Here is a 13944-nt window from a genome sequence, read left to right as displayed (position 1 = left end):
TGGGTAGTTTGCCACTTGATATAAGATTCTGGACTTGTGAAAAGTGCCAGACTAGACATGATAGAGATATTAATGCAGCAATAAACCTCAGAGATGAGGGACTACGAATTTTGACCTCTGGAACGGGGGATAAAGCGATGAAGTGTGGTCTTGGGGGTTTCCCCCATGAACAACTTCATCAAGAAGCCTGTCGCCCAGAAATAAGTCGCAGTAATAGAGGACGCAAGAAGTCTACTACTGTGCTTTCTGTTGGACAGGAAGCCGACACTGTACCGTCAGGTCAGTGTGGGTAGTTCACGTATATACCTTTCACGCAAAAGTAACTTATTACCGCACTTTTGACAATATTGAAAATTATCAGGGTTAGGAAAAAGACAGTCAGGATTAAGACATTGACGCATAGACTCACAACCAAGGCTCCGTTGTAATTTTACCCTAATTAATCAAGATTTACGCAAAATCTCTCAAAACCTCATTTCTCTGCGTCTGGAGGGGTTCATTTAAAAAAATATATAACTTAACTAACACCCAGATCCCCGATTTCTTTAAGAAATCGGGGATCTATCTTCTCAAATCATGCTACAATTACGCACTGACCTCAACCATACCCAAAAACCCCAACATCCAATTTCATGACCAAAAAACATATTTTAGTTACAGGTGCAAGTGGCTGTATCGGTCACTATATCAGCGAAGCCTTAATTCAAAACACCAATCACGAATTATATCTCCTGGTTAGAAACCCTAATAAACTCCAAGTAGATACTACAGTCCGTCCTGGAATCACCATTCTTCAGGGTGATATGCAAGAGATTGGTAAATTCTCTAATTTACTCAAAACCATTGATATCGCCGTATTAACAGCCACTTCCTGGGGTGGTGAGGGCATTTTTGATATTAATGTCTTCAAAACTTTAGAATTAATGAACCTGCTAAATCCCGAAAGATGTGAACAGGTAATTTATTTTTCCACTGCGAGTGTTTTAAATAACGAAAACAAACCACTCAAAGAAGCTGGAGAAATTGGTACAGATTATATCCGTTCTAAATATGATTGTTTACATCAAATCGAAAAGTTAGCTATTTTTCCCAAAATTACCACGGTTTTTCCTACCTTAGTATTAGGTGGTGATGACAAAAAACCCTATTCTCATCTCACATCTGGTATTCCTGAAGTTACTAACTATATTAATTTTATTCGTTTTTTACAAGCAGATGGCAGTTTTCACTTCATTCATGGTAAAGATATTGCCACAGTTATCCAATATTTAATTGATTATCCACCACAACAGGGAGATCCCCGCCGATTTGTGTTAGGACAATCTTCCCTAACAGCAAATCAAGCCATTGAAGAAGTTTGTGCTTATTTCCGTAAAAAGATTTATTTCCGCATTCCTTTATCTTTAGGTTTAGCTAATGTAATTATTGCTGTATTCCGCATTCAAATGGCAGCCTGGGATAGATTCTGTATGAATTATCGTCATTTTAGCTATGCTAATGCCATTAATCCTAGCAGCTTTAATTTACCAAATTACTGTGCAACAATGACTGATGTTTTGAAAATTAGCAGCGTAAAAGCGGGAATTTAGATCAATACCTTGTACATTTTCTGTAGGTTGGGTTGTTCGCGTGAGCGTTGCGGAGCAATAGCACAAAATCCAACATGAGCGTCGGGTTGCGCTGTCGCTTAACCCGACCTACAAAAAATAGTTGAGAATTTCAAGCCCTGAAATTAATTTTTTTCGTTAGCTTATTGAGAAAATTCTCAAGATTATTGAGAATATAGGCTAATATAGGGTACTTCTCCTTTTTTGCCGAAGAATGATTTAAATAACTTATTGGATATATTCAGTATTGTAGGGTGCGTTAGGATGAAATCCGTAACGCACAGAATCCTTGATAATGGTGCGTTACGCTTTTAATTACTCCTGGTGCAACTGCTTATTTATTAGTCAAACGTTTACATGAAGTCATGATTTTAGGGGCGGTAATTGGGGTAATTTCTAGTATTAGCGGAATGTATCTTAGCCACTTTTATAAATTTACCTTCTGGTCTGGCTATTGTATTAGTGGTTTCGGGTTTATTTACCTTGGCTTTATTGTTTAGTCCTCGACATGGGATTTTGATTCCTAGTGGGAATAGGAGATAAAATTATCAAATTGGTAATTTCATTACATTTAATGCTTCTTTATATTTACGTTATTCCACATAAATGGACTTTGTTGGTGTAGTAGCGATCGCTAATTGCCGTTATTTTACTCAACTGGAAAAGTGTTCACAATTACCGCTATTATAATTCTTTAGGTGTCAGATTAAGGTGCAGCAACCCAGGTGAAAGAAAATGAATGAGATTCAAGGACAACTCCCGATTTTAGCTGGAAACAAAGGAAGATACCAACTTCTCAGGCCTTTAGGAGGAGGGAGTTTTGGGGACACTTTTTTAGCTATTGATTTAGATACGCTTACTCAGCGACACTGTGTGATCAAGCGATTACGAATTGATAATCATTATTCTTCTGAAATTGTTGCAGGGATCAAAAAAGCCTTTGAAAGAGAGGCTCAGGTTCTAGAAGATTTAGGGGATAAAAGTGGCAATATTCCTTGCTTGTATGATTATTTTTCCTTAACTGTAACTGACCCTCAATTAAATACTCCACAAGAGTTTAATTATTTGGTTCAACAATATATCGAAGGTGAAGATCTAAGTAAAGAACTGGAACAACAAGGACGTTTTTCAGAAGCAAAAGTTTTGACTCTATTAAATAATATTTTACCTGGTTTGGACTTTATCCATAATCACAATGTTATTCACCGGGATATTAAACCTAGTAATATTGTGCGCTCCAATGCAGAAGATGACAAATTCTATTTAATTGACTTTGGAGCAGTTAAACAAGTAATTAAAGGTGATATTTCCACCACAGAAAAATCTATAGTATTTGGAACTATTTCCTATGCTCCCCCAGAACAAATCAAAAAGGAAAAAGTTGATTATTCCAGTGATTTATATGCTTTAGCTGCTTCTTGTGTGCAATTATTAACAGGTGAATTTCCAGACGATTCCCGTGACGTTAATAATCTTTGGAATTGGCAAAAATATCCCTATATTAGTGAACATTTGGGTAAGATACTAAGGCGTATGCTCCAAGAAGATCCTTATTATAGATTCCAGTCAGCACGGGAAGTAATGGAAGCTCTGAATAAACCTGATGATAAACCACCGGGATTGAGTCCGCGTACAAATAATGGTGATAAGACAATAATTATCCCTCCTCCCCAACCTCAATTTATTAAAGTTTTATTGATAACAGCAATTATTTTGACCGCTGCTGGGGTTTTCATAACTTTGTATCGCTATCAAATTCAAAAATCCCAAGAAAGTATTAAAACCATTCCTGGTAAACTATTTACAGATAAACAATTTGGAATTGAGATCAAATATCCTCAAGACTGGAAGGCTGAAAAACAAGAATATAGTCCGTTAACCGGGGGAACTATTGCCAAAATATTCCCTAATACTTCTAGTCTGAATCTCGAAGTAGGGCTATTTATCCGTATCGAAGATATACAAAAATCTCAGACTTTATCAGAGTATAATCAGGCTGCTATCAAACAAATTCAAAAATCTGTTAAAGACGTACAAATTCTCCAACAACAACCAATAAAAATAGACAATCGAGAGGGATATCAAATAGTTTATACAGGTCAAGAGCAAATCGGTAACTTCAGCTTTAAAGTCATGGAAGTTTGGACTATTCGTGATTCAAAAGTTTATATCCTCACCTATCAAGCCGAAGAAAAACTCTATGACACCTTTCTCAACGATGTAGAACAAACAATAATTAGGTCTTTTCGTTTGCAGTCTACTTTAGTTATATGATGTACAGCCTGGTAATATACCTTGTCAGTTGACATTTAGACACTAGTTATATTAACATAGGATTGACTCAAATAATCAGCTTTTTGTAACCCTCTTAATAACCTGATTTCTTATGGCTTTAGTTATGAAAAATAACCTATCAGTACCCTTAACTGGTCTGGCTTTAGCCTTGAGTGTTACTTTAGCCAGTAATCAACCCAGCCAAGCTCAAAGCCGCCAATTTACCTGTGGTTTGAGTGATAACTATCCAGTAACCGTGGTTCGTCACCCAACCAGAGGTAGTGTAGCCTTAATTGTGTGGACAAACACAAGTCAGATTAGTGATACATGGACACCTCAAAAACGTTGTCAAGAGGTATCAGATCGTTTCCAGAAACTGCAAAATAAAGGTGAACTGAAAATCCTGAAAACGGGAACAGTTAACGGTCAATATGTTATCTGTGGTTTAGGAACTAATCAGGGAGCTTGCGATAAGAAAAATGTTTTACTGACCATGACAAAAGATCGTGACCCTAAGCAAGTTCTCGAACAACTATTGAATACCCGTGTTGCCGCAGGTGGGGAGGCTGTTTACCTCAGTGGCGACCAAGAAGGACACATTAAACCAACAATCAACCGTGATGGCACAGCCAGCGTTGACATTGATCAGGTGATCAACGGTAAAAGTGAGCCGATCTGGTAAATTGGAAATTATGGGGGGAAAATCATGAGTTGGCGGATAGAAATGGTCGCTGTTTTTGCACTAGCTGGTTCTCTTTTGCCTTTGGCTCCAGTGTCGTCAGTTCCAAAACCCCCTTTTTCAATGGTTAATTTGTGGTCTGGACAGGAACAAATTCAACTTGAAGAAGAAGCCCGTTTAATTACAGTTAAGATTCTGAGTAGCCCTAGAGAAAAGCGCGATCGCTCATTAGGTTCTGGTGTACTATTTTATCAAGATAAATTAACCTCAACCTATGGAGTAATTACCAATAATCACGTTTTACAAGCCGGTGAAGCTCCCTATTCTATTCAAACTCCCGACGGAAAAATTTACCGTGCTAACTCTGTGGTGCGGAAAAAACAACTGAGGGGAAATGGTTTAGATTTAGCCTTATTAGAATTTGTAGCTGACTCAGAATACAGGATTGCTACCAAATCAAATCAACAAGCTGCCATTGGAGCTTGGGTAATGTCCGCAGGTTTTCCCCTCAAAAATAGCCAAAGCAAATCCGGGAGGTTTGTGATTAAACCCGGTAAAATTCAACTGGTGCTAGATAAAGCCCTAGAGGGAGGATACCAAATTGGCTTTACCAATGACGTAGAAAAAGGGATGAGTGGAGGACCCCTATTAAATGGTGCGGGGGAATTAGTGGGAATTAATGGACTTCATGCTAACCCAATTTGGGGTGATCCTTATGTTTTTGAAGATGGTTCTTACCCAACGGACGCACAGCGAGAACAAATAAGTCAATATAGTTGGGGTATTCCCTTAGAAACAGTCAAGCAATTATTATTTGCTAAAGGCAATTCCTGATGCTTGTAATTTTGCCTGAGACAAAAAATAAAATATATAAACAAGTTTAAATCTGCTGTAAGTCTTTTTCCTAAAAAAAGCACAAGCAGATTTTATCTAAAAAAATTGTACAAAAAATAGTTGAGAATTTCAAGTCCTGAAATTAACTTTTTTCATCAGCTTATTGAGAAAATTCTCAAGATTATTGAGAATATAGGGTACTTGTGCTTTTTTGCTGAAAAATGATTTGAATAACTTATTAGATATATTCAGATGTATAAGAATCATTGATAATGGTGCGTTACTATTGAGCGAACCCAATCAAATCCCCAGTCGGTTAAAACCGACTTGAGCTTTCAGACAGGGAATTTATTCCCTGGCTGTCTGGCTGTCTAAATCTAAATCAAGCTTTTAAAACCTTGCATCTTTGCGTGAAGTACAAAGAAAGGGTACTATAAAAAATAGTATATAAAAAATAGTATTATAACAAACAGAGAACTATGAAATTTTCCCAGGGATTAGGAGTAATTCTAGGGACAACAACCCTAGCTTTAGTACAATACCAATCCGTATTTGCTTTAACTTCTGTACAAGTTAATGATATCGCTAAACCAATCACCGTCATGATTGGAGGATTAGATGGTAAGGGTTCAGGAGTAATTATTGCCAAAAATGGTAATACTTATACTGTGCTGACAGCCAATCATGTGGTTAAAAAAGCGGGATATGGTATTTATGAGCTTATCACCCATGATGGGCAAAAATACCAGATGGAAAACAAAGCTCAAATTGTGGGAAAATTAGATTTAGCTTTAGTTAGATTTACCAGTTCTAAAAATTATCCCATTGCTAAAATTGCTGATTCTCGGACAGTTAAAGAAGGAGCTACCGTATATTATGCAGGGTTTCCGGCTGAAACCACAAATCAACCGCGTAATTATCGTTTTATACGAGCCGATATAACAGGCAGGAGTCAAAATCAAGAAGGGTATGAATTATCCTATAATGGATCAGCTTTACCGGGGATGAGTGGAGGTCCAGTATTAAATGAAGAAGGTCTTCTAATTGCTATTCACGGTAAGGCAGAAACCCAATCTATTATAATTCAAGGTGTTCAAAGAACTGAAATTGTAGGAGTTCAGGGAATACCAACGGAAAAATTCCCCAATTTAATTAGTAATATTCAAAATAATAACCAAGCTAATACCCCTCGTAATAATATTAGTCCTACAAATGAACCTACACCTGCCATATTTCAGAAATTAGAATCATTGTTAAAAGCAGAAAAATGGCGAGATGCAGATTTAGAAACTTGGGAATTGATGAAAAAGTTAACTAAACGAGAACAGGACGGATGGTTAAGACTTGAAGATGTGAAAAATTTTCCCAGACAGGAATTGCGAAAAATGGATCAATTATGGGTAAAATATAGCAATGGTAAATTTGGCTTTTCTGTACAAAAGCAAATTTGGCTGGACTTGGGAGGCAAGTTAGATGGAGAACCTGACTGGGATACTTTTACAAAGCTAGGCGATCGCGTTGGTTGGAGAAATAATGATAAACGGCTCCCCTACGATGATTACACTTTTAGTACAAATGCACTACCGGGACACCTGCCAGGCTGGTTTGGAGGCAGTAGAGGAAGTCGGGTTATAGGGTACGGGTTTGCGGGGAAGTTTTATCCTTTTTTCTCTAGACTATAACCCATAAGCGTTACACAAGATTATAAGTATTTCTTATCAAAAAATAAACAGCCGATTTATTAGGCTTTGGGGATTTCATTACCTGTTAGCTTACCAGATCCCCGACTTCTTTAAGAAGTCGGGGATCTAAAGTAGGACTAATGCTCATTAACGGCGAATTTTCCCAGCTATACCAGGCCAATTTTGATCAGCTTTTTGAATATTTCCAGGAATGTCCTTTTCCCAGCGTTTTTGAGTGTCCAAATTAGCATTTAAGTACAGCTTACCAGCCACTATTTTCCACGCATTAGGGTCAATAGGTGCAGTATATCCTCTACTAACAGCCCAAGCACAAAATCCTCCATATTGAGGAGCGTATTTTTCAGGATTTTTAATAAATAAGTTGCGGTTTTCGGCTGTGGAAAATCGCCAATTTGCATTCTGCCATTTATAGGTGAAATTAGCATTACCCGGAATCGCTTTTCCTTGTTGAAAATAGGCTACAGCATCAAAACCTTTTAAAACAAAGGAGTCTTGGACATTAAACACATTACCAGCCAGCTTAAAAGGGGGATTAACTGGGGTATTTTGCCCTTGAATAGCATTTGGATCAAAGTTACCATTGGCAGCGGGTTGAAGGCTGGGAATAACGGTTGTAGTGGTTGCTTGAGAACGACAACCTAAAGTTAATCCCACCATGAATATTGAGGATGTGATGAAAGCGAGAAAGTTCTGGTGATTCATAAATGTTTATTTGTTTTAGGACAATATCAGGTTCTTACCCCACCCTAACCCTCCCCTTGCAAAGGGGAGGGAACTAATTTTTCCGGTTTCCCCCCTTTACAAGGGGGGACTAAGGGGGGTAAATTCCGGTTTCCCCCCTTTGCAAGCTACAGTGTACACACATCTCTAGACAGGATGCTAAACGTTATCCGATCCCCCTAAATCCCCCTTAAAAAGGGGGACTTTGAAGAATTTAGCCCCCCTTTTTAAGGGGGGTTGGGGGGATCTAAACGTTGTGGGGCAACTCTAGAAGACTTGTGTGTACACCGTAGCCTTTACAAGGGGGGACTAAGGGGGGTAAATTCCAGTTTCCTCAAGAGGGAATTTTTTGAACAGATGTTAAATGGAATTATGGAAAAGTGGCAAGAATAAATCCCTAAGAAATTCTCGGCCATTTACCAATCCATTCTCCACCGCGAAAACGCCACCGGGGAAATAATAACCGCATGACTACCCAAGCAGATAAATAAACTGCTAACCAAACTAAACCATAATGTTGAATAAATCTGATTAAATCAAATTCACTTTTAGGAATATGAGGTAAACCGATATTGGCAATTATTAAAGCCAGAAATACCCCTTCTATAACTCCTGCATAAAGTTGAAATACTCCAGGCCAGTCATGGTCCCAGAGATATTTTTGCAGAAAGTCGTATAGGATATCCCAGGCAATGCCAAATAAACCTACATAAAACACAACCCAAAAGTAAACTAAGTTGGAGGCAATGCCTAAATATCCCCCATAAAAAAGCAGAGAAACTAACATTCCCACCGTTGCTAACAAAAAAATTCGTGTTTGCCAGCGTCCGAATAAAGTTGGAGTCATGATGATCTTATTATCCTATAATATGTGTAAGAGGGTGTTTGAGAAGTTTTTAATGTATAAACAAACCCCTCTCCAAACCTCTCCCCGAAGCGGGGAGAGGCTTTGAAAACCCCCTTCCCTCGTAGGGAAGGGGGCAGGGGGGTTAGGTTTTTGGAGATTATCGGTTTCATCTAATACTTTTAAAACATCCTCTAAATTAAGGCTTTTGATTCAGCGCCCATTTTAGCCATTGCCAAAGAGAATAAATTCCCTGAATATAGCGGACTCCTGGAGCCTTTGCAGCCGCCAATGCTTCCATAGAACGATGGGCAGCATATTGTAGTCCTAAAAATGTGTCTACGGGGGCGTAGGGACCGCCTAATGTGATAATTCCTGCCCCATATATGCGAGAACGATTATTTCGCAGTTTTTTGATTTCAAAGTTGTTTTCTACATGAAAACGTCCTTGTGGGTTTAGTTCTAAATCGTAATGCAGTATTAGGTCTTTTAAAAATGGACTTTCTAAAGGATTGGAAATCAATCCTGTACAGTCAATAACAAAATCAGCAGTTAGGGTTTTTTGACCTTTATTAGTGACTACATGAGTAATAACTTGACCTTGGGAATTACGTTCTAGTTTAGTGACTACACCATAACGAATTTCATACCATTTCTGGGCTATTCCTTGACGAATAATGTCGCGCCATTTTTTACGACTAGCTGTGGTTGTTCCCCCCCAACCCTGTAATAATTCCCTTCGTCTTAACGGGTCAGCGGCTTCTAACATTGTCCGCATATCACCGCCCCAAGTTCCTTTTGGCCAGTTAAAAGGTTGAAATTCCCAATCATTTTCTACATAGCGTTTAGCTTGCTCAAATTGATTACCTTTGCGCGGTTCTCGGTTTAAATGAATTACCTGAATATTCCCTTGCATTTTTCGGGCTTCATACAACCTTTCTAATATTTGTGAGGCTACAATTCCCGACCCGCGAAGGACAATAGTACCGCCCTTTTTTTCTAATTGTTGGTAAATATGATCATGGGGTTCATAACCTTGAACTACAGTTCTCTTATTTCCTGTTTCTTCGGGATATTGCTGACGATATTGTTCTAGGTCTTCTAGTAATTTAATTGCTGGATAACCTGTGCAGAGATGGACATATTTAGCTAATAAAAATTGGTGATTTCCGTCTTCTTGATTGGAAGTGGAATAGGCAATACAATAACGCCCATCTTCTGTTTGTCGTAGACTGCGAATACTACCATATTCTAACATTTTACCCCAACCAATGCGATCGCTCTCCCGGTCCATTGACTCAAATACATCTTTTCCACGAGGGGTGTAAGTATCTGCATAAACAGGTTCGGCAAAAACTTGCCACAAAAATCCTAAAGCTGCACCAACTTGTCCAGAAAAAAAGGCTCTCCAAACATCTCTTAAAGCATATCCTGGCCATCCCCAAATATTATCAGGACAGGAATCTGAACCAGAACGAATTCGTTTATGTCGGGGAATTTGACAATTTTTTAGTAAGCTTTCATAGCGCCTATAAGGTTTGTCTTGAACACTCAAAACTTTAATATTTTCCGGTTTAACTCCCGCAATTCTCAACATATCCACCCAAACAAAACTACCCATTCCTCCTCCACAGGCAACATATTCTGTTTCTCTGACTAAAATACCACTGCGACGAATAGCTTCCGGGGAAACCTTTTCTGCATTCCAAAAGTTGAGATTATAGGGAAAACCCGCAGGTTGACTAGGTACAGCGTCGGGAGTTTGCTGTTCTAAAGCATCCGTATAAGGGTTAAAAATGATGGATGATTGAGAATCTGGTAATTTCCGCACCCTAGATACAGGAATAATCTCAGATTGGGGGTTAAAAATTGTGGAATTATTTTCCAATACAACGGTAGCATTCTCATCCTCAGATGGAATGAGAATAACGGTAATGGTATGATTACCTATTCCCAGTCTATCCCCACTGTTTAAAGTCCGACGTTGATTAAGTAGCTTTTCACCGTTAACTTGAGTTCCATTGGCGCTCTTGTCTTCTACATAAAGCTCATTGTTGTCTAAGGTAATTTGAGCATGAAACCGAGAAATTTGCTTATTAGAGTCCAATAAAACTACAGGAGACACCGTTTCACCATTGAGGACGGCAGGAAGTTGAGTTATATCTCGTCCGATAGCTACCGGCAGGGTAAAAACCTGTTCTTCCTGCTCCTCTGTCAGTTTATTTTCGGAAATCAGCTTGATTTGCATGGTTTTGATGCTCCTATTTACACCTTAATATCTGATGGTCTGACTCGGTTTGAGTCAGTTGATAATATTAATACATCAATATTTTCCCCTATTTCCATAAAAATACCGAAAAAACCTTAAAAAAACTTTATTTTTTATTCCCTATTTCATAGATTAATCGCTACATATCCAGAGATGAAGATGCGGTAAGCTAACAAAAGCAGTTTTTACCCTCGGAACAATGACAGCAAATAGTCCCATGATTTTGGCTTTAGACTTTGATGGAGTGGTTTGCGATGGACTAATTGAATATTTTGAGGTAGCGTGGCGTACCTACTGTCAAATTTGGTCGCCGGCTAACGACACACCACCAGACGATTTAGCTTTGAGATTCTATCGCTTACGTCCTGTAATTGAAACTGGTTGGGAAATGCCCGTTTTAATTAAAGCCTTAATTGAGGGTTTTTCTGATGATCAAATTCTCCAATCATGGACAAACATCACTCCCCAAATCTTAGCAGCAGATAATCTAGAAGCAAAAGCAGTTTCGACAAAATTGGATCATCTACGAGATGAATGGATTCAGACAGATTTAAATGGTTGGTTAAGTCTGCATAGATTCTATCCAGGTGTGATAGAAAGACTCAAAATAACTCTTAAAAGTGAAATACAGTTATATATTGTCACTACCAAAGAAGGGCGATTTGTCAAGCAATTATTACAACAAGAAGGAGTTAATTTACCACCAGAAAATATTTTTGGGAAGGAAGTAAAACGCCCCAAATATGAAACTTTGCGTGAATTAATTGAGAAGGCAAATACCCAAAATGTAAGTTTATGGTTTGTGGAAGATAGACTAAAAACATTACAATTAGTCCAACAGCAATCAGACTTAAATCATGTCCAACTTTTTCTCGCAGATTGGGGTTATAACACTCAATCGGAACGGGAAGCAGGGAAAAATGATCCACGTATTCATTTAATATCACCTTCTCATTTTACTCACGATTTTTCCACTTGGTTATAATTTATGTAGTACCTAGATCCCCGACTTCTTAGAGAAGTCGGGGATCTATTTTCTATTTTCTTAATCAGATCAATTACTTCTTGGTAATTAGAAATTCTTTTTTGTTGTTGAAATAAATTAGCTGCTGTTTTCAAATCAGTAATTGCCCCCTGCTTATCACCTAACTTATTGCGAGAAACCCCTCGATTTTGGTAAGCTTCAGGAAAATTAGGATTAAGACTTAATGCTTTGTTAAAATCTGCGATCGCACCTTTTAAATCTCCCAAATCATGACGAGTAAATCCTCGATGATTGTAAATACCAGGATAGTTAGCATTAAGACTGATTGCTTTGTTATAATCTGCAATTGCCCCTTTTAGATCTCCCAACTTATAGCGAGATATTCCTCGTTTATAGTAAACTTCAGGAAAATTAGGATGTAACCGTAAAGCCTTATTATATTCTTCAATAGCCCCTTTTATGTCTCCAAATGTATGACGGTTAATTCCCTGATGGAAATATACAATAGCCTCTTTCAGATCAGATTGTGCTAACAGGGATGATTCTATTCTAAAATCGGAAATATTTGCCAAATTTTTAGCACACACTGACGGACTATATAATATAGTTCCTAATATGAGAGTTGTAATTGTTAATTTCCATTTTTTCATGACGCTCTTTTCCCAATTATTAGCATACAGTTGTTACAGCAGTTTCCAATTATATGAGTTATATCTTAGCCCCCTCATCGCTTGCGGGGAAGGGGTTGGGGGTGGGGTTCTTGTAACTCATAAGATCGGGAAGTGCTGTAATTATATAGCATTGATTTACATCAACACAAATACACCCAACGAATATGCTTGATTTAACAAAAATATCGAGACAAATGCAAGGTTTCAGTCAACATTTAACTTCAGAGGTGGCTGCAAGTCATCAGCGGTTGGAGTTAGCACAACAATATTTAAAAAAAGCTTTTGAGTGTCAAGAACAGTTAGTTAAACGTCAAGAAGAATGGCGAAATCGGATTATTTTTGCTAATGCTACACCCATTGAACCTCTCGAAACCTGCATTACTATTCCTGTTCCCCCCAAAGTTCATACTGTTATTTCTACAGATGGTTCGCAAATTTCCCCAAATCATCACGAAATTGCGTATTGTTACTTACTAAATATTGGGAGAGTGGTTTTGCACTATGGTCAAAATCTTCACCCAATTCTCGATAGTTTACCGGAGGTATTTTATCGCCCTGAAGATTTATATATATCGCGTCAGTGGGGCATTAGAACGGATGAATGGATGGGTTATCGGCGTACTGCTTCCGAGGCTACAGTCTTAGCAGAACTAGCTTGTAGTGCGAAAACAGCAGCCCCAGTCTTAGCGATGACAGATGGTTCGTTAATATACTGGTTTTTAGATCAGTTACCGATGGATGCCAGGGATATGATTTTACCTCCGGTTTTAGAAGCTTGGCAAAAACTCCAACAAGCCCAAATCCCCCTCATGGGCTATCTTAGTGCCTCTCGTAGCACCGAAGCCACCAACTTTTTACGCTTTTTAGCTTGTCCTCACCCTGTCCCTGATTGTATTACCCATTGTCCCAATCAACTAGAATACGTACCTTGCAAAAAATTTGATACTTTGCGCGATACAACCATCATGACCACCCAACTTCAACCTGGACAACGCGGACCATTATGGCGAAGTAATGCCCGAATTTTAGAATTGTATGACGAGCAAATTATTTATTTTTGTTACGTCCATGTCGGGACAGAAATTGCCCGGATTGAAGTTCCCGCTTGGGTTGCAGAAAATTCCATCATGTTTGATCAAGCACTAGGATTAATGTTGGCACAGGTACATAAGGGGTATGGTTATCCTGTGGCGATCGCCGAAGCGCATAATCAGGCTGTAGTCAGGGGTGGTGATAGAACCCGGTTCTTTGCCCTTTTAGAACGACAAATGATTAAAGCTGGGATCAAAAATGTCGGGATTTCCAACAAAGAAGCAAGAAAACGGGGTAGTATTGCCTAAACTCAGGTTGTAAATGGA

General features: G+C 38.5%; 13 protein-coding genes and 1 pseudogene. 9 read left to right on the top strand and 5 right to left on the bottom strand.

The genetic code is table 11. The features are described 5' to 3' along the window. On the top strand, positions 1-293 hold a 293-nt coding region (locus tag AN486_RS16415; RefSeq protein ID WP_290601599.1), incomplete at its 5' end, for a zinc ribbon domain-containing protein. Here AN486_RS16415 and AN486_RS26700 read toward each other — a convergent pair. Next, on the bottom strand, positions 276-401 hold the full coding sequence (locus AN486_RS26700) for a 4-Cys prefix domain-containing protein (protein WP_335337407.1): 126 nt from the start codon (positions 399-401) through the stop codon (positions 276-278). The genes AN486_RS16415 and AN486_RS26700 overlap by 18 nt on opposite strands. A gap of 231 nt (positions 402-632) precedes the next feature. On the opposite strand from AN486_RS26700, the gene AN486_RS16410 reads away from it, so the two are divergent. The 6 genes and pseudogenes from AN486_RS16410 (at position 633) to AN486_RS16385 (ending at position 7076) form a co-directional block, all read left to right on the top strand. Further along, entirely contained in the window at positions 633-1589 is a 957-nt protein-coding gene (locus AN486_RS16410) for an NAD(P)-dependent oxidoreductase (RefSeq protein ID WP_190384339.1), read from the top strand. Positions 1590-1811: 222 nt separating this feature from the next. Then, positions 1812-2150: pseudogene (locus tag AN486_RS16405) on the top strand (metal ABC transporter permease); the annotation flags it as partial. Between the two features lie 192 nt (positions 2151-2342). Next, positions 2343-3881: a serine/threonine-protein kinase gene (locus tag AN486_RS16400; RefSeq protein ID WP_290601596.1), complete on the top strand. Its 1539-nt coding sequence runs from the start codon at positions 2343-2345 to the stop codon at positions 3879-3881. Between the two features lie 112 nt (positions 3882-3993). Beyond that, the gene (locus tag AN486_RS16395) at positions 3994-4563 is read left to right on the top strand and encodes a COP23 domain-containing protein (RefSeq protein WP_290601594.1); all 570 of its coding nucleotides are present in this window, start codon (positions 3994-3996) and stop codon (positions 4561-4563) included. Positions 4564-4683: 120 nt separating this feature from the next. Further along, the gene (locus AN486_RS16390) at positions 4684-5394 is read left to right on the top strand and encodes a serine protease (RefSeq protein ID WP_290601592.1); all 711 of its coding nucleotides are present in this window, start codon (positions 4684-4686) and stop codon (positions 5392-5394) included. 479 nt (positions 5395-5873) lie between these two features. Next, entirely contained in the window at positions 5874-7076 is a 1203-nt protein-coding gene (locus AN486_RS16385; RefSeq protein ID WP_290601590.1) for a GUN4 domain-containing protein, read from the top strand. 147 nt (positions 7077-7223) lie between these two features. Here AN486_RS16385 and AN486_RS16380 read toward each other — a convergent pair whose 3' ends face one another. The 3 genes from AN486_RS16380 to AN486_RS16370 all read right to left on the bottom strand — a co-directional run bounded on the left by AN486_RS16380 (position 7224) and on the right by AN486_RS16370 (position 10909). Next, on the bottom strand, positions 7224-7799 hold the full coding sequence (locus tag AN486_RS16380) for a YHS domain-containing (seleno)protein (protein ID WP_290601588.1): 576 nt from the start codon (positions 7797-7799) through the stop codon (positions 7224-7226). 415 nt (positions 7800-8214) lie between these two features. After that, on the bottom strand, positions 8215-8664 hold the full coding sequence (locus AN486_RS16375; RefSeq protein WP_290601586.1) for a hypothetical protein: 450 nt from the start codon (positions 8662-8664) through the stop codon (positions 8215-8217). A gap of 196 nt (positions 8665-8860) precedes the next feature. Then, positions 8861-10909, bottom strand: coding sequence for an FHA domain-containing protein (locus tag AN486_RS16370; RefSeq protein ID WP_290601584.1), 2049 nt, complete (start codon positions 10907-10909; stop codon positions 8861-8863). Between the two features lie 220 nt (positions 10910-11129). Between AN486_RS16370 and AN486_RS16365 the strand changes: the two genes are divergently transcribed. Continuing rightward, complete coding sequence (locus AN486_RS16365; RefSeq protein WP_290601582.1) at positions 11130-11915, top strand: HAD family hydrolase; 786 nt, start codon at positions 11130-11132, stop codon at positions 11913-11915. Here the strand turns inward: AN486_RS16365 and AN486_RS16360 are convergent. Further along, complete coding sequence (locus AN486_RS16360; RefSeq protein ID WP_290601580.1) at positions 11891-12565, bottom strand: tetratricopeptide repeat protein; 675 nt, start codon at positions 12563-12565, stop codon at positions 11891-11893. The two genes, AN486_RS16365 and AN486_RS16360, sit on opposite strands and share 25 nt — an antisense overlap. A 185-nt stretch (positions 12566-12750) precedes the next feature. On the opposite strand from AN486_RS16360, the gene AN486_RS16355 reads away from it, so the two are divergent. After that, entirely contained in the window at positions 12751-13926 is a 1176-nt protein-coding gene (locus AN486_RS16355) for a DNA double-strand break repair nuclease NurA (RefSeq protein WP_053537587.1), read from the top strand. Positions 13927-13944 lie beyond the last annotated feature (18 nt).

The organism is Anabaena sp. AL93, from assembly GCF_001672085.1.
Lineage (GTDB): Bacteria > Cyanobacteriota > Cyanobacteriia > Cyanobacteriales > Nostocaceae > Dolichospermum > Dolichospermum heterosporum.
This window is presented reverse-complemented; position numbering and strand designations above follow the sequence as displayed.

Coding starts and splice junctions, on each gene's coding strand:
- AN486_RS16355 (WP_053537587.1), top strand. CDS start 12,751: ATGCTTGATTTAACAAAAATATCGAGACAAATGCAAGGTTTCAGTCAA.
- AN486_RS16360 (WP_290601580.1), bottom strand. CDS start 12,565: ATGAAAAAATGGAAATTAACAATTACAACTCTCATATTAGGAACTATA.
- AN486_RS16390 (WP_290601592.1), top strand. CDS start 4,684: ATGGTTAATTTGTGGTCTGGACAGGAACAAATTCAACTTGAAGAAGAA.
- AN486_RS16410 (WP_190384339.1), top strand. CDS start 633: ATGACCAAAAAACATATTTTAGTTACAGGTGCAAGTGGCTGTATCGGT.
- AN486_RS16400 (WP_290601596.1), top strand. CDS start 2,343: ATGAATGAGATTCAAGGACAACTCCCGATTTTAGCTGGAAACAAAGGA.
- AN486_RS16370 (WP_290601584.1), bottom strand. CDS start 10,909: ATGCAAATCAAGCTGATTTCCGAAAATAAACTGACAGAGGAGCAGGAA.
- AN486_RS26700 (WP_335337407.1), bottom strand. CDS start 401: ATGCGTCAATGTCTTAATCCTGACTGTCTTTTTCCTAACCCTGATAAT.
- AN486_RS16375 (WP_290601586.1), bottom strand. CDS start 8,664: ATGACTCCAACTTTATTCGGACGCTGGCAAACACGAATTTTTTTGTTA.
- AN486_RS16385 (WP_290601590.1), top strand. CDS start 5,874: ATGAAATTTTCCCAGGGATTAGGAGTAATTCTAGGGACAACAACCCTA.
- AN486_RS16380 (WP_290601588.1), bottom strand. CDS start 7,799: ATGAATCACCAGAACTTTCTCGCTTTCATCACATCCTCAATATTCATG.
- AN486_RS16395 (WP_290601594.1), top strand. CDS start 3,994: ATGGCTTTAGTTATGAAAAATAACCTATCAGTACCCTTAACTGGTCTG.
- AN486_RS16365 (WP_290601582.1), top strand. CDS start 11,130: ATGACAGCAAATAGTCCCATGATTTTGGCTTTAGACTTTGATGGAGTG.